At 71.2% G+C, this 20196-nt stretch carries 20 protein-coding genes; 6 read left to right on the top strand and 14 right to left on the bottom strand.

Annotated elements, in window-relative coordinates; translation table 11 throughout:
- Nucleotides 1–88 precede the first annotated feature (88 nt).
- The 7 genes from E4P42_RS05280 to E4P42_RS05250 all read right to left on the bottom strand — a co-directional run bounded on the left by E4P42_RS05280 (nt 89) and on the right by E4P42_RS05250 (nt 7528).
- The gene (locus tag E4P42_RS05280; RefSeq protein ID WP_135123757.1) at nt 89–748 is read right to left on the bottom strand and encodes a nitroreductase; all 660 of its coding nucleotides are present in this window, start codon (nt 746–748) and stop codon (nt 89–91) included.
- Nucleotides 745–1149, bottom strand: a complete 405-nt coding sequence (locus E4P42_RS05275; RefSeq protein ID WP_135123755.1) for a cupin domain-containing protein — start codon at nt 1147–1149, stop codon at nt 745–747. The genes E4P42_RS05280 and E4P42_RS05275 overlap by 4 nt, the downstream gene beginning before the upstream one ends.
- A complete protein-coding gene (locus tag E4P42_RS05270) occupies nt 1146–1901 on the bottom strand; it encodes an SDR family oxidoreductase (RefSeq protein WP_135123753.1) in 756 nt (251 codons plus the stop codon). Before E4P42_RS05270 ends, E4P42_RS05275 begins: the two co-directional genes overlap by 4 nt.
- The gene (locus tag E4P42_RS05265) at nt 1894–2844 is read right to left on the bottom strand and encodes an alpha/beta hydrolase (protein ID WP_135123751.1); all 951 of its coding nucleotides are present in this window, start codon (nt 2842–2844) and stop codon (nt 1894–1896) included. Before E4P42_RS05265 ends, E4P42_RS05270 begins: the two co-directional genes overlap by 8 nt.
- 57 nt (nt 2845–2901) lie before the next feature.
- The gene (locus E4P42_RS05260) at nt 2902–5655 is read right to left on the bottom strand and encodes a LuxR family transcriptional regulator (RefSeq protein WP_135123749.1); all 2754 of its coding nucleotides are present in this window, start codon (nt 5653–5655) and stop codon (nt 2902–2904) included.
- A gap of 82 nt (nt 5656–5737) precedes the next feature.
- Complete coding sequence (locus E4P42_RS05255; RefSeq protein ID WP_135123747.1) at nt 5738–6694, bottom strand: electron transfer flavoprotein subunit alpha/FixB family protein; 957 nt, start codon at nt 6692–6694, stop codon at nt 5738–5740.
- 33 nt (nt 6695–6727) lie between these two features.
- A complete protein-coding gene (locus E4P42_RS05250) occupies nt 6728–7528 on the bottom strand; it encodes an electron transfer flavoprotein subunit beta/FixA family protein (RefSeq protein ID WP_135123745.1) in 801 nt (266 codons plus the stop codon).
- A gap of 209 nt (nt 7529–7737) precedes the next feature.
- On the opposite strand from E4P42_RS05250, the gene E4P42_RS05245 reads away from it, so the two are divergent.
- The 4 genes from E4P42_RS05245 to E4P42_RS05230 all read left to right on the top strand — a co-directional run bounded on the left by E4P42_RS05245 (nt 7738) and on the right by E4P42_RS05230 (nt 12149).
- Nucleotides 7738–8517 (top strand): bifunctional 2-polyprenyl-6-hydroxyphenol methylase/3-demethylubiquinol 3-O-methyltransferase UbiG, encoded by a 780-nt coding sequence (locus tag E4P42_RS05245; protein ID WP_135123743.1) that lies wholly within the window; start codon nt 7738–7740, stop codon nt 8515–8517.
- Complete coding sequence (locus tag E4P42_RS05240) at nt 8514–10091, top strand: glycoside hydrolase family 57 protein (RefSeq protein ID WP_135123741.1); 1578 nt, start codon at nt 8514–8516, stop codon at nt 10089–10091. Before E4P42_RS05245 ends, E4P42_RS05240 begins: the two co-directional genes overlap by 4 nt.
- A gap of 4 nt (nt 10092–10095) precedes the next feature.
- Nucleotides 10096–11337 carry a glycosyltransferase family 4 protein gene (locus E4P42_RS05235; RefSeq protein WP_135123739.1) on the top strand — a complete coding sequence of 414 codons (1242 nt, stop codon included), beginning with the start codon at nt 10096–10098 and terminating at the stop codon, nt 11335–11337.
- Between the two features lie 221 nt (nt 11338–11558).
- Nucleotides 11559–12149, top strand: coding sequence for a DedA family protein (locus E4P42_RS05230; RefSeq protein WP_135123933.1), 591 nt, complete (start codon nt 11559–11561; stop codon nt 12147–12149).
- Between the two features lie 12 nt (nt 12150–12161).
- Here E4P42_RS05230 and E4P42_RS05225 read toward each other — a convergent pair whose 3' ends face one another.
- The 3 genes from E4P42_RS05225 to E4P42_RS05215 are packed head-to-tail and all read right to left on the bottom strand — an operon-like array spanning nt 12162 to nt 13594.
- The gene (locus E4P42_RS05225) at nt 12162–12485 is read right to left on the bottom strand and encodes a DUF202 domain-containing protein (protein WP_135123737.1); all 324 of its coding nucleotides are present in this window, start codon (nt 12483–12485) and stop codon (nt 12162–12164) included.
- Nucleotides 12482–12844, bottom strand: a complete 363-nt coding sequence (locus E4P42_RS05220; RefSeq protein WP_135123735.1) for a YidH family protein — start codon at nt 12842–12844, stop codon at nt 12482–12484. Before E4P42_RS05220 ends, E4P42_RS05225 begins: the two co-directional genes overlap by 4 nt.
- A gap of 12 nt (nt 12845–12856) precedes the next feature.
- Complete coding sequence (locus E4P42_RS05215; protein WP_135123733.1) at nt 12857–13594, bottom strand: acyltransferase; 738 nt, start codon at nt 13592–13594, stop codon at nt 12857–12859.
- A gap of 92 nt (nt 13595–13686) precedes the next feature.
- Here E4P42_RS05215 and E4P42_RS05210 point away from each other — a divergent pair, with 92 nt between their 5' ends.
- A complete protein-coding gene (locus E4P42_RS05210; protein WP_135123731.1) occupies nt 13687–14982 on the top strand; it encodes a PQQ-binding-like beta-propeller repeat protein in 1296 nt (431 codons plus the stop codon).
- Nucleotides 14983–15108: 126 nt separating this feature from the next.
- Nucleotides 15109–16650: a sodium:alanine symporter family protein gene (locus tag E4P42_RS05205; RefSeq protein WP_135123729.1), complete on the top strand. Its 1542-nt coding sequence runs from the start codon at nt 15109–15111 to the stop codon at nt 16648–16650.
- On the opposite strand, the gene E4P42_RS05200 is transcribed toward E4P42_RS05205, so the two are convergent.
- From E4P42_RS05200 to E4P42_RS05185, 4 genes are read right to left on the bottom strand one after another with little or no spacing between them, the layout of a single operon-like run.
- The gene (locus tag E4P42_RS05200) at nt 16647–17345 is read right to left on the bottom strand and encodes an esterase (RefSeq protein WP_135123727.1); all 699 of its coding nucleotides are present in this window, start codon (nt 17343–17345) and stop codon (nt 16647–16649) included. The genes E4P42_RS05205 and E4P42_RS05200 overlap by 4 nt on opposite strands.
- A 22-nt stretch (nt 17346–17367) precedes the next feature.
- A complete protein-coding gene (locus tag E4P42_RS05195; RefSeq protein WP_167759366.1) occupies nt 17368–18540 on the bottom strand; it encodes a class I SAM-dependent methyltransferase in 1173 nt (390 codons plus the stop codon).
- 10 nt (nt 18541–18550) lie between these two features.
- Complete coding sequence (locus E4P42_RS05190; protein WP_135123724.1) at nt 18551–19531, bottom strand: class I SAM-dependent methyltransferase; 981 nt, start codon at nt 19529–19531, stop codon at nt 18551–18553.
- Nucleotides 19532–19541: 10 nt separating this feature from the next.
- Nucleotides 19542–20192 (bottom strand): enoyl-CoA hydratase, encoded by a 651-nt coding sequence (locus E4P42_RS05185; protein ID WP_135123722.1) that lies wholly within the window; start codon nt 20190–20192, stop codon nt 19542–19544.
- Nucleotides 20193–20196: the final 4 nt, after the last annotated feature.

The raw sequence follows: 20196 nt of genomic DNA, 5'->3' as shown, positions 1-20196 counted from the left end.
AGCACGGTCGCTGAACCGTCCGGCGTGACGGCAATCACCACGTGACGTGTTCGTGCACGCTGGGTGACGAGTTGCCCGCCGGAGCGACTCAGGAGCCCACGAACTCGACGTTCTCGGCGACCGGGTTGCGCGGGGTGACCAGGCTGTTGGCCGCGAATCCCGGGTCGGCGTACCCGATCGACATCCCGCACAGCACGGTCAGTTCCTCGGGTATGTCCAACTGCGCGCGCAGCACCTGCGGGTACAGCGCGATCGCGACCTGCACGCAGCTGCCGATCCCGCGTTCGGTGAGGGCGAGCAGGAAGGTCTGCAGGAACATTCCGACGCCCATCGCGTCCACCGCCCCGAAGTCGCGGTGCATGCACACCACCCCGGCGACCGGGGCGCCGAAGAACGCCCAGTTGCGCCGCTGGGCCACCCAGCGTCCGGCGGCGTCGTCCCGCGCGATGCCCATCGCGCCGTAGAGCAGGGCGCCGCTCTCGGCCCGCCGCGCGGCGAATCTGGGTGGCAGACCGGCCGACGCCACCGTCGGGGGCGACGTGTCGACCGCGTCGAGCAGCGCGTCGGCCAGTCGCGCCCGCCGCTCACCGGTGACGAGGTAGACGTGCCAGGGTTGGGTGTTGGAGTTCGACGGCGCCCGCATCGCGATCGACAGGGCCTCGTCGAGCAGTTCCTGCGGCACCGGCTTGTCGGGGAGGAACATCCGCGACGACCGTCGCGCCAGCACCACCTCGTCGAATTCGCTCATGACCGCGGCACCCGGCGGTCCTTGCGCGCCTCGAGCTCCTCCTCGTCGACCGGCACCAGCATCGGCTGGCCCGGCCGGCACAGCATGGTGACCACGAACCGCAGCGCGACATCGTCGCGGTGGTTGGCGTCCGAGTAGTGGATGACGTCACCGCCCGGCTCCCAGAACGCCTCGCCTGCCGAGATCACCCGCGGCGCTTCGCCTTCGAGCTCGAAGAGCATCTCGCCCTCCAGGACGTAGCCGAACGCGGGCCCGCCGGGGTGGCGGTGCGGCGGCGCACCCGGGCTACCCGGAGGCCAGGTGATGACCGCGGTCATCACCTCGGCGTCGGTGGGGATGAACGGCGGCGTGACGCTCTGGATCACCGTCAGAGCGCTCATCAGGTCGGCGGGATCGTTCATCGGGTGGCCAGCCAATCGGTGAAGGTGGCGCCGACGATCGTGGCGCCGTCGCCGGTGACCAGGCTGTGGTCGTCGACCGGGGTGCCGAAGTAGGTGGCCGACGGATCGATCACGACGGCGGTGTCCGCACCCTGGGCGGCGAGCACCGCGCGCGCCATGTCGGCGAACGACATCTTCTCCGGCCCACCGATGTTCACCACACCATCGACGGGGGCCGCGGTCGCCGCACGGGCCATCTCGACCGCCACGGCGGCCGCGGCGATCGGCTGGATCCGCGCGTCGGGGGCGTGCACCTGCCCGTCGACGATCAGCGAGCCGGTGATCATCTCGGCGAATTCGTGGAACTGGGTGGCCCGCACGATCGTGTACGGCAACCCGGACTCGATCACCGTCTTCTCCTGCACCACCTTGGCCCGCATGTAGCCGCTCTCGGGCAGCGCGTCCGCACCGACGATCGACAGCACGACGAGGTGACCGACGCCGGCCTCGCGCGCCGCGGAGACCAGGTTCGCCGATGACCGGCTGAAGAAGTCCAGCACCGGACCGTCCTCGAACGACGGCGAATTCGTCACGTCCACGAGCACCTGGGCGCCGGCCAGCGCCTCCTGCAGTCCGTCGCCGGTCAACACGTCCGCACCCGAGGAGCGCGATACCGCGACGACCTCGTGGCCACCGCCGCGGAGCAGATCGACCACCTGGGTGCCGATCTGGCCGGTGGCACCGACGACCGCGATCTTGCGTGAATCAGTCATGTCCGAACACCTTTCGTAATGTGAGGTTGGCCAGGTCGATCGCCGCACTCGCCGCGGCGGTCTCGCGGACCGGGTTGAGCATCATGAAGTCGTGCAGGATGCCGTTGAATCGCACGCTGGTCGTGCGGACCCCGGCGGCGGTGAGCGCGCGGGCGTAGGCCTCGCCTTCGTCGCGCAGCACGTCGTTCTCGTCGACGATCACCAATGCCGGTGGCAGGCCAGCCAGTTCGTCGGCCGCGGCGCGCAACGGTGAGGCCGTGCTCTCCGCGCGCACCGCCACCTCGGGCAGGTAGCAGTCCCAGAACCACGCCATCGCCCTGGCCGTCAGGAACGGCCCGTCGGCGAATTCGCGGTAGCTGCCGGTGTCCTGGCCGGCGTCGGTGACCGGGTAGTACATCGACTGGTGGAGAAACGACACGTCACTGCGCCGCTTGGCCAGGATCGTCACCGCGGCGGTCATGTTGCCGCCCACCGAGTCGCCGGCCACGGCCAGGCGTGACGCGTCGAGGCCGTGGTCGGCGCCGTGGCGGGTGATCCACCGGGCGGCCGCATAGGCCTGCTCGATGGCCACCGGGTACTGCGCCTCCGGTGAGCGGTCGTACTCGACGAACGCCACCGCGGCGCCGGCTCCGACGGCCAGTTCGCGGACCAGCCGGTCATGGGTGGCGGCGTTGCCGAGCACCCATCCACCGCCGTGGATGTAGAGCACCACGGGCAGCGGCGCCTGCGCGCCGCGTGGGGTGACGATCCGCACCCGGACGTCGCCGTGATCGCAGGGGACCGTCACCCAGGTGTCGGTGACGTCGGGCATCGGCACCGGCTGCGCCTGGACGTCGTCGAGCACCTTGCGGGCGCCGGCCGGCCCGAGCTCGTCGAGGAACGGCGGCGTGGACCTCGAAGTGGCGAAGTCCCGGGCTGCCGGTTCGAGGATGTGGTCGGCCATGTCTCCCACTCTGGCCGTCACGGTCCGTGGCCGAACCCCGGAAAGTCCGTAGTCCGCCTACCGCCACGGGGCGTCGCGCAATTCGCGACGTGACCGGATGCCCAACTTGGCGAAAACCTTGCGCAGATGCCATTCGACGGTGTGCGCGCTGATGAACAGCTGCGCGCCGATCTCGGGATTGGTCAGCCCCGCGCCGGCCAGTTCGGCGATCTGCTGTTCCTGCGGGGTCAGCGCGTCGCCGGAGCGGGTCGGGCGTTTGGCGGCCTTCTCCCCGGTGGCCAGCAGCTCGCGTCGCGCCCGGTCGGCGAACGCCTTGGCCCCGATCACCACGAAATCCTCGTGTGCGGAGCGCAGTTCGGTTCGTGCGTCGCTGCGGCGGTTCTCCCGGCGCAGCCATTCGCCGTAGAGCAGCCGCGCCCGGGCGTGGTCGATGGCGATCGGGGTGCGCCCCAGCCGGTCGACCGCCTCCCGGTAGTACCGCTCGGCCGCCGCGCCCACGGTCACCATCGCCTGCACCCGCGCCAGCACGCCGAGTGCCCAGTCGGCGCCCGCAGGTCGCAGCCGCGCATTGACCTGCTCGAACGCGGCCGCGGCCGCATCCGGTTCGCCCGCCCGGACGGCGGCCTCCACCAATTCGATCAGCGTGCGGGTGTACAGGCTCAAATCCTCGAACTCGCACGCCGTGCGGGCGGCCGCCAGCGCGACCTGATACCGACCCAGCCCGTTGTGCAGGACGGCGGTGGCGTAGCCGGCGAGGCCCAGGATGCGCCCCTCGCCACGGTCGGCGCCGTCACGCAGCGCCGCCTCGATGACCGGCGTGGCCTGCGCCTCCTCGCCGATCCAGCCGGCCATGGTGAGCTGGTGGTAGCGCACCGGGCCGTGACCCGCGGCGACCGAGAGTTCGTCGGCCTTGGCGAGCAGCGAACGGGCCGCAGTCAGTTCACCGGCCAACACGTGGGCTCCCGCGCGGGACACCAGCGCCTTGGGCAGTACGGCCAGGGACCCCGATTCGGTGGCCAGCCGGACCGCGGTGTCGGCCAGCCGGCGTCCGGCCTCGGCGTCCCACAGCTCGTTGGCCAGCACCTCGTGCGCCAGGGGGTAGGCCTGCCACAGCCAGTTCTGCGGCCCCAGGGCGTCCACCGCGGCCCGCATCGCACCACTCGCGGCGGCGCAGCCGTCGAGAATGCGGGTGGCCAACGCGTCGACCACCAGATCGACCGGCCGCGGAACCCCCGTGCGCCGGGACGCCGCCCGGGCGGCTTCGGCGATGCGCCGCAACAGATCCGGGTCGCCCAGGCGGCCGACGTACATCGCCGCGCTGAGCGCGTCGAGGTGCGTCTCGGCGGCCAGTCCTGAGTCCAGGGCGTCGAGCCGGTGCGCGATGTCGGTCAGGCGGGTGACCGACGCGAGCAGCGTGGGCGCATGGTCGCCCGCGCGTCCGCGCGCGAACGTCACCTGCGCCCGCAGGCGTTCCAGGCGCGCTCGGCCGAGGTCGTCGAGCGGGGCCGCGTCGGCGACGGTGAGCATCTGCTCGGCGCCGTCGGGTCCGGCCGACGCGCACAGCGCCTCGGCGGCGGACAACGCGCGCTGACCGCGGGTCCGCGGATCCGGGGTGAGCTCCACGGCACGGGTGAGAAACGCTGCGGCAGCCGCGGATCCGCCGCGCTGGGCGGCCCGGTCCGCGGAGCGTTCCAGGTCTGCGGCGACCGACTCGTCGGGACCGAACGCCGCGTGGGCGCGGTGCCACGCCCGGCGATCGGGGTCCAACGTGGAATCGGTGACGTCGGCCAGCGCGCGGTGCGCGGCACGGCGCATGTCCGGATCGGCTGCCCGGTAGGCGGCCGACCGGACCAACGGGTGGCGGAAGCGAACCCGGCTGTCGATGTCGAGCAGCCCGTCGCGCTGCGCCGCGGTGGCCGCGCCGGGTGTCAGCCCCAGGTGCCCGGCGGCGCGGATCAGCAGCGTCGTATCGCCCAGGGGTTCGGCCGCAGCGAGCGTCAGCACCCGCCGGGCGTCGTCGGGCAGTGCCCGGATCCGGCCGGTGAAGTGGTTCTCGAGCTGCCCGGCCATCGGTGCGGCGTCGGGCCGGTAGTAGCCGCCGGCCAGTTGGGACGCGCTGAGGTCGCGGGGCAGCTCCAGCAGCGCGAGCGGGTTGCCGTGGGTTTCGGCGACGATCCGGTCACGGACCTGCGCGTCGAGCCGTCCGGGTGTCGCGGCGTCGAGCAGGCGGCGGGCGTCGGCATCGGCGAGCCCACGCACCGCCAGCTCGGGCAGTCCGGTCAGTTCGGCGGGGATCTCGCGCGTCGCGAACACCAGCGCGACCGGTTCGGCGAGCAGCCGCCGGGCGACGAAGCTGAGCGTCTGCACGGTCACCCGGTCCGCCCACTGCGCGTCGTCGACCAGGCACAGCAGCGGCCGTGCCGCCGCCGCGGCGGCCATCATTCCCAGCACCGCCAGTCCCACGAGGAACCGGTCGGGCGCCGGACCGGCCTTCAGCCCGAAGGCGATGGACAGCGCGTCGGCCTGCGGTGCGGGGACCGCGGTGAGGTGGCCGAGCAGCGGCGCGCACAGCTGCTGCAGCCCCGCGTAGGCGAGTTCCATGTCGGCTTCCACGCCGGCGGTGCGCAGCACGGTGACGTCTTGTGCGCACTGCTCGAGATGGCCCAGCAGCGCCGTCTTGCCGATGCCGGCCTCGCCGTGCAGCACCAGCACGCGGCTCTCACCGGCGCGCGCGGCCGCGACCACCTGTTCGAGGTGCGCGCATTCGCGGTCGCGGCCGGGTAGTGGAGGGTGCAGGGATGCGGTCGTCATGGCTACCGTGCAGTTTTCCGTACACAAAACCCCGGCGCCACAGGTGCGCCGGGGTTTCGCGTCAGTCGTCAGGCGGGGCGGGTCAGCCCTTGCGCGCCTTGACCTTCTCGGTGAGCTGCGGGGTGACCTTGAACAGGTCACCGACGATGCCGAGGTCGGAGATCTCGAAGATCGGCGCCTCTTCGTCCTTGTTCACCGCAATGATCGTCTTGGACGTCTGCATACCGGCCCGGTGCTGGATCGCGCCGGAGATCCCGAGCGCGATGTACAGCTGCGGCGACACCGTCTTACCGGTCTGGCCGACCTGGAACTGGCCCGGGTAGTAGCCCGAGTCCACCGCGGCACGCGAGGCGCCCACCGCGCCGCCGAGCGCGTCGGCGAGTTCCTCGACGATGCCGAAGTTGTCGGCGCTGCCGACGCCACGGCCGCCGGAGACGACGACGGTGGCCTCGGTGAGCTCCGGCCGGTCACCGGCCACCGCGGGCTCCCGCTTGGTGATCTTGGTGGCGTTCTCGGCCTGGGCGGGCACCTCGACGTTGACGACCTCACCGGCACCGTCGGCGGGCTCGGCCTCGACCGAACCGGCACGCAGTGTGATCACCGGGGTGTCGCCGGTGACCTCGGCCTCGACCGTGTAGGCGCCACCGAAGATCGAGTGGACGGCCTTACCGCCCTCCTTGACGTCGATGACGTCGGTCAGCACGCCGGAGCCGATCCGGGCGGCGAGGCGTCCGGCGATCTCCTTGCCGTCGGCGTTGGCCGACAGCAGCACACCGGCCGGGGAGTTCGACTCGGCCAGCGCGGCCAGCACGTCGACCTGCGGGGTGATCAGGAAGCTCTCCGCGTCGTCGGACTCGGCGACGTAGATCTTCGCCGCGCCCGCCGACTTGAGGCCGTCCACCAGCGGCTCGGCCGTGCCGGGCTTGCCCACCACGACGGCCGACGGCTCACCCAGCGCACGGGCGGCGGTGATCAGTTCGAGCGTGACCTTCTTCAGCGCACCTTCAGCGTGCTCGACGAGCACGAGTACTTCAGCCATGTTCTTCTCTGGTCCTTCGTGTCTCGATGAGTCTTAGATGATTTTCTGGGCCACCAGGTACTCGGCGACCTTGCTGCCGCCCTCACCCTCGTCGGTGACCTTCTCGCCCGCGGTCTTCGGCGGCTTCGGGGTCGAGGACAGCACCTTGGAGCCGGCGTTGGCGACGCCCACCTCATCGGACTCCACGCCGATGTCGGCCAGCGACAGCGTCGTGACCTCTTTCTTCTTGGCGGCCATGATGCCCTTGAAGGACGGGAAGCGCGGCTCGTTGATCTTCTCGTTCACGCTGACCACGGCGGGCAGCGGCGCCTCCAGGGTGAACACGCCGTCGTCGGTCTCGCGCTCACCGGTGACCTTGCCGTTCTCGACGGTGACCTTGCGCATGTGGGTCAGCTGCGGCAGGCCCAGGTACTCGGCGATGATGGCCGGCACCGCGCCGCCCGCACCGTCGGTGGCCTCGTTACCGGCGATGACCAGCTCGGTGCCCTCGATGGTGCCCAGCGCGCGGGCCAGCGCCCAGCCGGTCTGCACCATGTCCGACCCGTGCATGCCCTCGTCGACCAGGTGCACGGCCTTGTCGGCACCCATGGACAGCGCCTTGCGGATGGCCTCGGTGGCGCGCTCCGGGCCGGCGGTCAGCACGGTCACGGTGCCCTCGACGCCGTTGGCGGCTTCCTTCTCCTTGATCAGCAGCGCTTCTTCGACCGCGCGCTCGTTGATCTCATCCAGCACGGCGTCGGCGGCTTCCCGGTCCAGTGTCCAGTCGCCGTCGGACAGCTTGCGCTCCGACCAGGTGTCAGGGACCTGTTTGATCAGGACCACGATGTTCGTCATGAGATGGTTCGTCCTCCTCGATGAGGCCGGCCGTCGGTCGGCCCGTTACCACGTTTGTGGAACCTGGCATCATGTTACCCGTCGGTAACTAATGGCGGTTCGCAGGATCACCATAGCCGGTCAAAGTTTGTCGCCCGGCTTCACCTTCTGGACAGTGAACTGTTCGCGAATCGGCCACCGCGGCGTCGCCTGGGTTAGCCTGCGTTGCGATGAGCGCATTCGTTACCGGGCCCCGGGGGCAGAGCGACGACCACCTCCCCCTGACGGGTGAGCGGACCGTGCCCGGACTTGCGGAGGAGAACTACTGGTTCCGCCGCCACGAGGTGGTCTACGCCCGCCTCGCCGACCGCTGCACCGGCCGCGACGTGCTGGAAGCCGGCTGCGGCGAGGGGTACGGCGCAGACCTGATCGCCGATGTCGCCCATCGGGTGATCGCACTCGACTACGACGAGGCCACCGTCGCCCACGTCCGGGCCCGCTACCCGCGCATCGACGTGCGGCACGCCAATCTGGCGGCCCTGCCCCTGCCGGACGCGTCGGTCGACGTGGTCGTGAACTTCCAGGTCATCGAACATCTGTGGGATCAGCCACAATTCGTCGCCGAGTGCCTGCGGGTGCTGCGGCCCGGCGGGCTGCTGCTGATGTCGACGCCCAACCGCATCACGTTCTCCCCCGGCCTCGACACCCCGGTCAACCCGTTCCACACCCGCGAACTCAACGCCGCCGAGCTCACCGAACTGCTCATCGACGCCGGCTTCCGGCTCGAGGCGATGCTCGGGGTGTTCCACGGCCCCGGCCTGGCCGCGCGCGACGCCCGCCACGGCGGATCGCTCATCGATGCACAGATCGAGCGTGCCCTGGCCGACTCCCCTTGGCCGGCGGACCTGCTCGCCGACGTGGCGGCCGTGACCACCGACGACTTCGAGCTGACCGACACCCGGGACATCGACGACAGCCTCGACCTGGTCGCGATCGCGGTCCGGCCGTGACCGACCGGCCGTCCGGGGGCGACCCCGTCCCGGGTCTGTTCACGCTGGTCCTGCACACGCATCTGCCGTGGCTGGCCCACCATGGCCGCTGGCCGGTCGGTGAGGAATGGCTCTACCAGTCGTGGTCGGCGTCGTACCTACCGCTGATGCGGATGCTGCGCACACTGGCCGCCGAGGGCCGCGGGCACCTGCTGACGCTCGGGATGACGCCGGTGGTCACCGCCCAGCTCGACGATCCGTACTGCCTGGCCGGCATGCATCACTGGCTGGCCAACTGGCGGCTGCGCGCGCTCGAGGCGGCCACCCTGCGCGCCTCCACCGACACCACCCCGGCGTGCGCCCCGGCCGCGCTGCGGGTCTTCGGTCAGCGGGAGGAGGCCGAGGCCGACCGGGCGCTCGACGACTTCGCCACCCTGTGGCGCCACGGCGGCAGCCCGCTGCTGCGCGAGCTCGTCGACGCCGGCACCGTCGAGCTGCTCGGCGGCCCCCTGGCCCACCCGTTCCAGCCGCTGCTGCACCCGCGGCTGCGGGAGTTCGCGCTGCGCGAGGGCCTCGCCGACGCCCGGCAGCGCTACGGCGCCGCCCCGCGCGGCATCTGGGCACCCGAATGCGCGTACGCGCCCGGGCTGGAGACCGACTACGCCGCGGCCGGGGTCGGGCATTTCATGGTCGACGGCCCCTCGTTGCACGGCGACACCGCGCTCGGCCGCCCGGTCGGCGACTCCGACGTGGTGGCGTTCGGACGCGATCTGGCCGTCAGCTACCGGGTGTGGTCACCGAAGTCCGGCTACCCGGGTCACGCCGCCTACCGGGACTTCCACACCTACGACCACCTGACCGGGCTGAAGCCGGCGCGGGTCACCGGACGCAACGTGCCCTCCTCGGACAAGGCGCCCTACGACCCGCAACGCGCCGATGCCGCGGTCGACGCCCACGTCGCCGACTTCGTCGCGATGGTCCGCCGCCGGCTGCGCGACGAGAGCGCGCGCATCGGCCGACCCGCCCACGTGGTGGCCGCCTTCGACACCGAACTGTTCGGCCACTGGTGGTTCGAGGGGCCGACGTGGCTGGCGCGGGTGCTGCGCGCGCTGCCCGAAGCCGGCGTCCGCGTCGGCACGCTCACCGATGCGCTCACCGACGACTTCGTCGGCGCTCCGGTCCAATTGCCGCCCAGCTCTTGGGGTTCGGGCAAGGACTGGCAGGTGTGGGCCGGCGACCAGGTGGCCGACCTCGTCACCCTCAACAGCGAGGTCGTCGACACCGCGCTGAGCACCGTCGACAAGGCGCTCACCCAGCACGCCGCGCTCGGCGCCCCCACCCCGCGCGACGCGATCGCCGACCAGATCCTGCGCGAGACGCTGCTCACCGTCTCCAGCGATTGGCCGTTCATGGTGAGCAAGGACTCCGCGGCCGACTACGCCCGCTACCGCGCGCATCTGCACGCGCACGCCACCCGCGAGATCGCCGACGCGCTGGCCGCGGGCCGGCGCGCGCACGCGCAACGCCTGGCCGACGGCTGGAACCGCGCCGACGGCCTGTTCGGCGCGCTGGACGCCCGACGCCTGCCCCGATGACGCCGTGAAGGTCCTGCTCGTTTCGTGGGAGTACCCGCCGGTGGTGATCGGCGGCCTCGGCAGGCACGTCCACCACCTCGCGACCGCGCTGGCCGCCGCCGGCCACGACGTCGTGGTGCTCAGCCGGCGCCCCGCACGGACCGACCCCAGTACCCACCCGACCACCGACGAGGTCAGCGAGGGCGTGCGGGTGGTGGCCGCCGCGGAGGATCCGCACGAATTCGACTTCGGCGCCGACATGATGGCCTGGACTCTGGCCATGGGGCACGCGATGATCCGGGCCGGGCTGGCCCTGGCCGCCGGGGCCGGCCCGTGGCGACCCGACGTGGTGCACGCACACGACTGGCTGGTTGCGCACCCGGCCGTCGCGCTGGCCGGATTCTTCGACGTGCCACTGGTGTCCACGATCCATGCCACCGAGGCCGGCCGGCACGCCGGCTGGGTGGCCGGCGCGACCAGCCGGCAGGTGCACGCGGTGGAATCCTGGCTGGTGCGCGAATCCGATTCGCTCATCGCGTGTTCGGCGTCGATGAGCGAGGAGATCTCGACGCTGTTCGGCCCCGGCCTCGGCGAGATCCGGGTGATCCGCAACGGGATCGAGGCGCAGCGCTGGCCCTACGCCCGCAGGCACACCCGCTCGGGACCGGCCCGGTTGCTCTACCTGGGCAGGCTCGAATACGAGAAGGGCGTGCACGACGCGATCGCGGCGCTACCGCGGATCCGGCGCACCCATCCCGGCACCACGCTGACCGTGGCCGGCGACGGCACCCAGCTGCAGTGGCTCATCGAGCAGACGCGAAAACACAAGGTGCGCAGGGCCGTCACGTTCGTCGGACGGTTGGACCACGACGAACTGGTGGCCATGCTGCACACCGCGGACGCCGCCGTGCTGCCCAGCCACTACGAGCCGTTCGGCATCGTCGCCCTGGAGGCGGCGGCCACCGGCACACCGCTGGTCACCTCGACCGCAGGCGGCCTGGGCGAAGCGGTGATCGACGGTGAGACCGGGGTGTCGTTCCCGCCTCGCGACGTGCCCGCGCTCGCCGCCGCGGTACGCACCGTGCTCGACGACCCGCCCGCCGCCCAGCGCCGCGCACAGGCGGCGCGGGACCGGCTCACCGCGGATTTCGACTGGCGCACCGTGGCCGCCGAGACGGCCGAGGTGTACGCCGCCGCGAAACGCGGTGAGCGGCAATCGCACCGGCGGGTGCCGATCGTCGATCAGCCCCTGCCCGGACGCTCGTAGGCAACGGGCGCGATATTTGCTGAATCGGCGATTCCCGGCCGGTTGCTAGCATGGGTCCAGTGTCGGGCGCTCGCTGTCGAGGCGTGCTTCCGAGCTGGCGGTGACAGTCGTGACGAACGCGTCCGCATATCCCAGCCCCGAAAGTCCGCCCCCAGGAAGGTTGCTCGTTGCCAACAGACACCGCTGAACTCGGTGGCATCGCCGGCTGGGCCGTGACCCTGATGGAGCGGATCGGGGGCCCGGGTGCGGGCCTGGCGATCTTCCTCGAGAACCTCTTCCCGCCCGTGCCCAGTGAAGTGGTCCTGCCACTGGCGGGTTTCGCCGCGCGACTCGGCCGGCTGTCGCTGACCGAGGCCATCATCTGGACCACCGTCGGCTCGGTGCTGGGCGCGTGGTGCCTCTACGCCCTCGGCGCCTGGCTCGGACACGACCGCATGCGCGCGCTCGCCACGCGGATCCCGCTCATCGACGTCGAGGACATCGACAAGACGACCGCGTGGTTCGCCCGCCACGGCACCAAAGCGGTGTTCTTCGGCAGGATGGTCCCGCTGTTCCGCAGTTTCATCTCGATACCCGCAGGCACCGAGCGGATGAACTTCTTGCTCTTCACGATGCTCACGCTGTCGGGCAGTGCGATCTGGAACGCCGTGTTCATCGGCGCCGGATACCTGCTGGGCGCCAACTGGCACGCTGTCGAGCCGTACAGCGCCGCCCTGCAGTACGTGGTGCTCGTCGCCGTCGCGGGGTTCCTGGTGTGGTTCGTGTCCAAACGCGTCCGCCGGCGGCGGGCCGCCGCCGACAGCGCGTCCTGACCCCCGACGGCGTCAGAACGGCAGTGCGGCCACCGACACCGCGATCAGCACCAGCACCGCGCCCGCCAGCACGTACACCTCGCGGCGCGGCGTGATCCGGCGCGGCAGCGGGCGGGTCAGCAGGGTGCGCTGACGGCGCATCCCCATGACGTAGATCAGCGCCGCGATCACGACCGCGAACATCCCCGCGACCAGCCCGAGGCCCGCGCTGTGGTGCTTGAGGTCGCGCAACATCAGCAGCGCTCCGTTGGCGAGCACCGCGAACGACGTCCTGGTCCACGCCAGCGCGGTCCGCTCGGCCTGAAGACCGCGGTCGGCCGGCGCGGCACCGGTCATCCGCCCACCGCGCGGATCCCCAGGAACACCACGATCAGCGCCCCGATGACGACCAGTCCGATGCCGAGATAGGCCGGGGAGGGATGACGCGGGAACGGTGCGCCCGCCCGCATCGCCCGATCCACCTGGACCCAGCGGCGCAGCCCGACCCCCGCGGTCACCGTGGCCAGGACCGCGAGCAGGATCCCGAGCGTCCGCCGCGCACCGGGCACTCCCAGCTCCGGGACGAACTGCACGACCGCGACCGCCCCCGCCAGCAGGCCCAGCGCGGTGCGCTGCCAGGCCAGGAAGGTCCGCTCGTTGGCCAGCGTGAAGCGGTAGTCCGGTTCGGACCGGTGCGCGGACTCGTCGTCAGCCATCGTCGCGGGTCGCTAGCGCGCGGCCTTCTTACGCTCGATGTCGGCCAGCGCGGCGGCGAGCTCCGCGCGCTGCGCGGCCGACGTCTCCCACGCGAGCTTGCGGTTCTTCACCACCTTTGCCGGCGCGCCGACGGCGATCGAGAAGTCCGGGATGTCGCCCTTGACCACCGCGTGGGCCGCCAGCACGCAGCCCCGGCCGACCGTGGTGCCACGCAGCACGGTCACCTTCGTCGCGACCCAGGTGTCCGGGCCGATCCGCACCGGGCTCTTGACGATGCCCTGGTCCTTGATCGGCATCTCGATGTTGTCCATCTTGTGGTCGAAATCGCAGATGTAGCACCAGTCGGCCATCAGCACCGAATCGCCGAGTTCGATGTCGAGGTAGGTGTTGATGACGTTGTCGCGGCCCAGCACCACCTTGTCACCGATGCGCAACGACCCCTCGTGGGCGCGGATCGTGTTCTTGTCGCCGATGTGCACCCAGCGGCCGATCTCCAGCTGCGCCAGCTCGGGTGTGGCCTGGATCTCGACGTCTCTGCCGAGGAACACCATGCCCCGAGTGATCACGTGCGGGTTGGCCAGCTTGAACTTCAGCAGACGCCAGTACCGCACCAGGTACCAGGGGGTGAAAGCGCGGTTGGCCAGCACCCATTTCAGCGAAGCGGACGTCAGGAAGCGGGCCTGGCGCGGATCACGCAACCGCGAACCCCGCCACCGCTTGTGCAGCGGCGCACCCCACATCGTCGTCATGGCCGCAAAGCCTACGCGAGCGGCGACCGGCGGCCGGGTTACCCTCACGTGGGCCGCCAGGCTCGAAGGACGCGAACCCGAGGAGAGACACCGTGTTCCGGCGATTCATGGCGCTGGCGGTATCAGCGCTGGTGGGTGGTGTGCTGACCGGATGCTCGGACGACAACTCCTGGGTCGAGTCCCGCGCGGCGGCGGGCTGGCCCGCGCAGTACGGCGACGCCGCCAACAGCAGCTACACCCCCGCCGACGGCGCCGACGCGCTACGGCTGGAGTGGAGCCGGTCGGTCAAGGGGGACCTGGCCGCGGCGGTGGCGCTCGACGGCGACGGTTTCCTCGCCGCCAACGGCCAGACGCCGGCCGGCTGCTCGCTGATGGTGTGGGAGGCCGACAACAACGCCCGGCAACGCTGGTGCACCAGGGTGATCCAGCGCGGCGGTAACGCCAGCCCCCTGTTCGACGGCTTCGGCAACCTCTACGTCGGCCAGCCCGGCACGATGCTGGCCTTCCCCACCACGCAGTGGGCGCGCTGGCGCAAACCGGTCATCGGTGCGCCGACCACCCCCCGATTCCTCACCTCCGGCCAGTTGCTCGTCGTCACCCACCTCGGACAGGTGCTGGTGTTCGACGCCCACCGCGGCACCGTCGAGGCGACGCCGCTGGACCTCGTGGCCGGGATCGACCCGACCGACTCCGCCCGCGGCCTCGCCGACTGCCGGTCCGCCCGGCCGCAGTGCCCGGTCGCCGCCGCTCCGGCGTTCTCCGCCGCGGGCAACATCGTGGTGCTGACGCTCTGGGAACCCGGCGCCCCCGCGCCGGTGGTCGTCGGGTTGCGCTACCGCCCGGGTCAGTCGCCGCTGCTGGCGCAGGAGTGGAGCAGCGATGCGGTCGGCCGCGGTCCGCTGGCCAGCCCGGTGCTCTCCGCGGACGGGGCGACGGTGTACGTCAACGGCCGTGACCAGAAGCTGTGGGCACTCGACACCGCCGACGGCAGCGCGAAGTGGTCTCTTCACCTCGGCTACCTGGCGCAGACGCCGCCCTCGGTGTCCCCCGACGGGCTGATCGTCGCAGGTGGCGGCCCGGGGTCGGCGCTGACCGCGGTGCGCGACGCCGGCGACCGGGGCGAGGTGGTGTGGACCCGCGACGACGTCGGCCCGTTGACCACCGCGAGCCGCGCCGGCGACGTCGGCTACACCGTCACCGCCGCCGGCGAGGATGGTCAGGCGCTGCTGGCGTTCGATACCGGCGACGGCCGCACGGTGAACAGCTACCCGCTGCCCGAGGCGACGGGCTGGCCGGTCGGGGTGTCGATCGGCGCCGACGGCAGGGTGGTCGCGGCAACCAGCGACGGGCAGGTCTACGGCTTCGCACCGGAAGAATTGCGGCCGTGAGCATCTGCTCATCACATTTCTAACGCCGAGGTGACGCCGACTTAACAAAAAACCGCCGGTTCCGTGACATCATGCCGGAGGCGCCCGCCGCCCGGCGGGCCGGAATCGACGTACCGGGAGAGCGAGTTGTCGGAATTCCTGAGCGCGGTGAACGGCTACATCTGGAGCAACGCGCTGGTCTATCTGTGCCTGGCCGCGGGCCTGTACTTCTCCATCCGGTCACGCTTCGTCCAGGTTCGGCAGATCCCGGAGATGATCCGGGTGATGATTCACGGCGAGAAGTCGCCCGACGGCGTGTCCTCGTTCCAGGCCCTGATGATGTCGCTGGCCGGGCGCGTCGGCACCGGCAACATCGCCGGCGTCGCCACCGCGATCGCATTCGGCGGCCCGGGCGCGCTGTTCTGGATGTGGGCCATGGCGTTCCTGGGGGCGTCGACGTCGTTCGTCGAGTGCACACTCGGCCAGATCTACAAAGTGCGTGACAGCCTCACCGGCGAGTACCGCGGCGGACCCGCCTACTACCTGAGCCGGGCGATGTCACATACCGCGGCGGCACCCCTGTTCAAGATCTACGGCCTGATCTTCGCCGCCGTCACCATCCTGGCGTGCGGCCTGCTGCTGCCCAGCGTGCAGTCCAACTCAATGGCGGTCGCGATGAACAACGCCTGGGGCTGGTCGGAATGGGCCGTGGCCGTCGGCATCGTCATCGTGCTGGCGTTCGTGATCATCGGCGGCGTCAAGCGGATCGCCACGTTCGCCTCGATCGTCGTGCCGTTCATGGCGGTTGCCTACATCCTGTTCGCGCTCATCATCGTCGCGGCCAACGCCTCAGCGGTGCCGGAGATGATTCGGCTGATCTTCTCCAGCGCCTTCGGCATCGATGCGGCGTTCGGCGCCATCATCGGCGCGGCGATCATGTGGGGCGTCAAGCGCGGCATCTACTCGAACGAGGCCGGCCAGGGCACCGGCCCGCACGCAGCCGCCGCGGCCGAGGTCTCCCACCCCGCCAAACAGGGTCTGGTGCAGGCGTTCGCGGTGTACGTCGACACGCTGTTCGTCTGCTCGGCCACCGGCTTCCTGATCCTGTCCACCGGTGCCTACCGCGTCTACGAGGGGGAGAGCGCCGACGGCGCCGTGCTGGCCGACGGCGGTCTGCTGCCGGCGGACGTCGCCGTGGGCCCGACATACGCGCAGGTGGGTTTCGACACCCTGTGGAGCGGCGCGGGCGCCAGCTTCGTGGCCATCTCGCTGTTCTTCTTCTGCCTCACGACGATCATCGCCTACTACTACATGGCCGAGACCAACCTGCGCTTCCTGCTCGGGAAGGCCTCCCCCATGCGCCTGCCGTTCATCCGCGGCACGGTCGGCGGCACGGCCACCATGGCACTGCAGGCGCTGATCCTGGTGTCGGTGACCATCGGCGCCGTGTCCACGGCCACCGAGGCATGGACCCTCGGTGACATCGGCGTCGGACTGATGGCCTGGCTCAACGTGATCGGCATCCTGATCCTGCAGCAGCCCGCGTACAAGGCGTTACGGGATTACGAGCGGCAGAAGAAAGCCGGCCTCGATCCGGTCTTCGATCCGGTCACCCTCGGGATCCCGAACGCCACCTTCTGGGAGACCTACGAGCCGAAGTCCGGCCGGCGGGAACCGTCGAAGGTCTAGACCGCGAGGACCGGGGCCAGCACGGCGCGGGGAACCGACGCCTGCATGGCCCCGGCCGCCTCGGGCAGCAGTTCGCCCTGCCCGAAGAAGAAGATCACCGCGTCGTCGGTGATCGCGAAATTCTGGTAGTGCTTCGGGTCCATCCCGATATCGGGCAGCACCGGCTGGTCGATGCCCGTGCGGGCCTGCAGTTCACGCTGCACGGCGGGGAACACCAGGTCCAGCGGGCGTGAATCGGGTCGGAACAGGGTCTCGAACGTGATGGGCGCCTGCTTGCCGAGGTCGTAGGCGAACGCCTTGTACCAGGTCTGCGGGTGGGCTCCGCCGACGTTCTGGTAGATCTCCAGCACCAGGCTCTGGGTGCCCTGCGGGGCCAGCCCGGAGTGGTAGGCGGTGCCCTTGGCATCGAGCACGTAGGGCAGCCCCCGGGATCCGGGCATCTGCGAGACGTTGACGAAGCCGTCGCGGGTCTGCGTCAGGTACGCCGACACCGCCTGCTCGTCGGGGTATCCGGCCGGGAACGTGAAGTCCAGCGTGTAGTCGGCGGTCGCGTCGTGCACCTGGCAGGACTGTTCGGCGTTCAGGGCGCCGCCGAGGTCGGCACATGCGGTCTGGGCCGACGCCACGGCGGTACCGGCGAAGCCGGTCAGCACGGTGGCGGCCAGCAGCGCCGCGATCGAAGAGGCTCGTTTCATCACCGCAAGGGTACGTGGCCGGTCAACGTGACGGCCGACATATGAAGGCCGTTGCCCTACTTGCCGACCCGGTGCCCAGCCGGGTGATCACCACCGACAGTGCCGCGCCGCCGCGCGGTTTGAGCCGGTGCCGCAGCGCATCGGGGTCGACGTCGACACCGCGCACCAGGATTTCGACCGCCCCCGCGTCGTGGGCCGTCAGCGCCTGACGCAGCCGCCGTTCATGGAAGGCGACCTCCTCGAGCACCTCGAAGCCGCGCACACCGGGCGGTATCCGCTCCCCCGACAGATAGGCGATGGCGGGGTCGAGCTGCCACAGCCCGTGCCGCGCGGCGTAGTGGCGGACCAGCCCGGCCCGCACCACCGCACCGTCGGGATCGACGAGGAAACGCCCAGCGGGTGCGATCGGACAATCGTCGGGGTCGGCGTCGGTGACCTCTTCGCCGCGGTCGAGGAGGCTGGCCCGCCGCGTCACCCCGGCGGTGGTCAGCCCGGGCGACCACAGACACGCCTCGCGCACGCTGCCCGCCAGCGAGGTCACCTCCACCTCCCCGCGCAAGCCCAGCCGGCGCACGGCGTCGAAATCGATTCCGGGCGCACACTTCACGACCAGATCGCGGCCGGCATAGGTGTCGAACACCGCGTCCAGCGGCGGGGTGTAGTCCCTCGGGTCGAAGGTGCGCCGCCCGGCGCGTCGGCGCGCGGGATCGACGAGCACGACGGTGTCGCGAGTCACCGGGTACAGCGCGTCGGCGCGCAGCAGCGGCACACCGTCGCCGCCGGAATCGAGGTTGTGCCGCGCCATCGCCAGGCGCACCGGATCGAGGTCGCTGCCCACCACCTGGGCAGCCCGAATCCGAAGCGCGGCAAGCTCGGTGCCGATCGAGCAGGTGGCGTCGTGCACGCGCCGTCCGGTCAGCCGGTGCGCCCGGTGCGCGGCCACCGGCGCCGCCGTCGCCTGCTGCAACGCCTCGTCGGTGAACAGCCAGTCCCTCGCATCGGGCAGCTTGTCGGCGGCCTTGCGCCGCAGTCGCACCGTCTCCACGAGAACGGCGGCACGGTCCCCGAAAGACGTTCGCAGCGCGGCGATGTCACGGATCAGCGAGTCCGCGGTCAGCGGTCGACCGGCGGCGTCGCGAAGGGCTCGCTCGCCGTCGTCGCTGCGCAGATAGGCGACCGCGTCGAGATCGAACACCGCGCGGGAATCAGGCCGGTTTCACTCCGGTCACCATCACGTTGTAGAACCAGCCTTTCGGCACCACCCGCCGCCACACGTTGGCGTCGACCCAGCTCAGCGTGGTCCAGCTGTTGAACGCGAATTTCGCCCAGCCCCAGCCCAATCGGCCCGGCGGCACGGCAGCCTCGAAGGTCCGCACCGGCCAGCCCAGCATCGCCGCGGTGAATTCCTCACTGGCGGTGGCCACCTCGACCGCCCCGGCCGAGCGGGCCATACGCTCCAGATCGGCGGGGTCGAAGGTGTGCAGGTCCACCACGGCCTCCAGCGCCGCGGCGCGGGATGACTCGTCGAGCTCGGTCTGCGGCCGGCGCCAGTCCGACAGCACGGGCAGCTTGGTGACGTTGGTGGCGATGCGCCACGTCAGCGTCGACAGCTCACGGGCGTACCGGTTGCCGACCGTGGTCGGCTCCCCGGCGAACACGAACCGGCCGCCGGGTTTGAGCACCCGGATGACCTCGCGCAGGGATAGTTCGACGTCGGGGATGTGGTGGAGCACCGCATGGCCGACCACCAGGTCGAATGTGTCGTCCTCGTACGGGATGCCTTCGGCGTCGGCGACGCGACCGTCGACGTCGAGCCCCAGCGACTGACCGTTGCGGGTGGCCACCTTGACCATGCCCGGGGACAGGTCGGTGACCGATCCGCGCCGCGCCACCCCCGCCTGGATCAGGTTGAGCAGGAAGAACCCGGTGCCGCAGCCCAGTTCCAGGGCCCGGTCGTAGGGCAGTTCGCGCTGTACCTCCTCGGGCACCGCCGCGTCGAACCGGCCGCGTGCGTAGTCGACGCAGCGCTGGTCGTAGGAGATCGACCACTTCTCGTCGTAGGTCTCGGCTTCCCAGTCGTGGTAGAGCACCTGGGCCAGCTTCGAGTCCTTCATCGCGGCCTCGACCTGCTCGGCCGTCGCATGCGGGTTCGATGCGGGCAGCTCGGTGGAGTCGATACTCGTCATGACCGGCAGCCTAACCGGCGAAGGAGGCCTTGGCGGCGGCCAGCACCTGCGGCGGGTGGTCCCCGAGCCGGTCCAGCCAGGCCAGCGCGGCGTCGTACACGCCGTCGGGGGTGGCCAGCGTATCGACCAGCCCGAGGGCGAGCGCCTCCTGCGCGCCGACGAAACGGCCGGAGAACACCAGGTCTTTGGCCCGGCTCAGCCCGGCCGCGCGGGCCAGCCGCGCGGTGGCGTCCGCGCGGGGCGCCAGGCCGGCGAGCACCTCTGTCGACCCGACCTTGACGTTGTCGCCGGCCACCCGCCAGTCGGCGGCCAGCGCGAGGGTCAGCCCGCTGCCCAGTGCGTAGCCGGTCACCGCCGCCACCGTGGGCTTGGGAATCGCGGCGACGGCGGCGACCGCGGCGCGGGCCACCTCGTCGGCGGCCGCGCGTTCCGCGGGCGACAGCGCGCGCAGCGCCGGCACGTCGTCGCCGGCGCAGAAGATCTCGTGCCCGCCGAACAGCACGACCGCGTCGACGTCTTCGCGGCCGGACACCTCCGCGGCGGCCGAGGCCAGTTCGCGGTAGATCTGCCGGGTCAGCGCGTTGGTCGGCGGTCGCGACAGCAGCAGTGTCGCGACACCGGGCTGCTCCGGGTGGGTGTGGACGCCGACGAACTCCCGCACGCGG

Source organism: Mycobacterium sp. PS03-16 (assembly GCF_004570325.1).
In the GTDB taxonomy this organism is placed as follows: domain Bacteria; phylum Actinomycetota; class Actinomycetes; order Mycobacteriales; family Mycobacteriaceae; genus Mycobacterium.
Note: the sequence above shows the minus strand (reverse complement) of the source record. Positions and strands in the feature narration are given on the sequence as shown.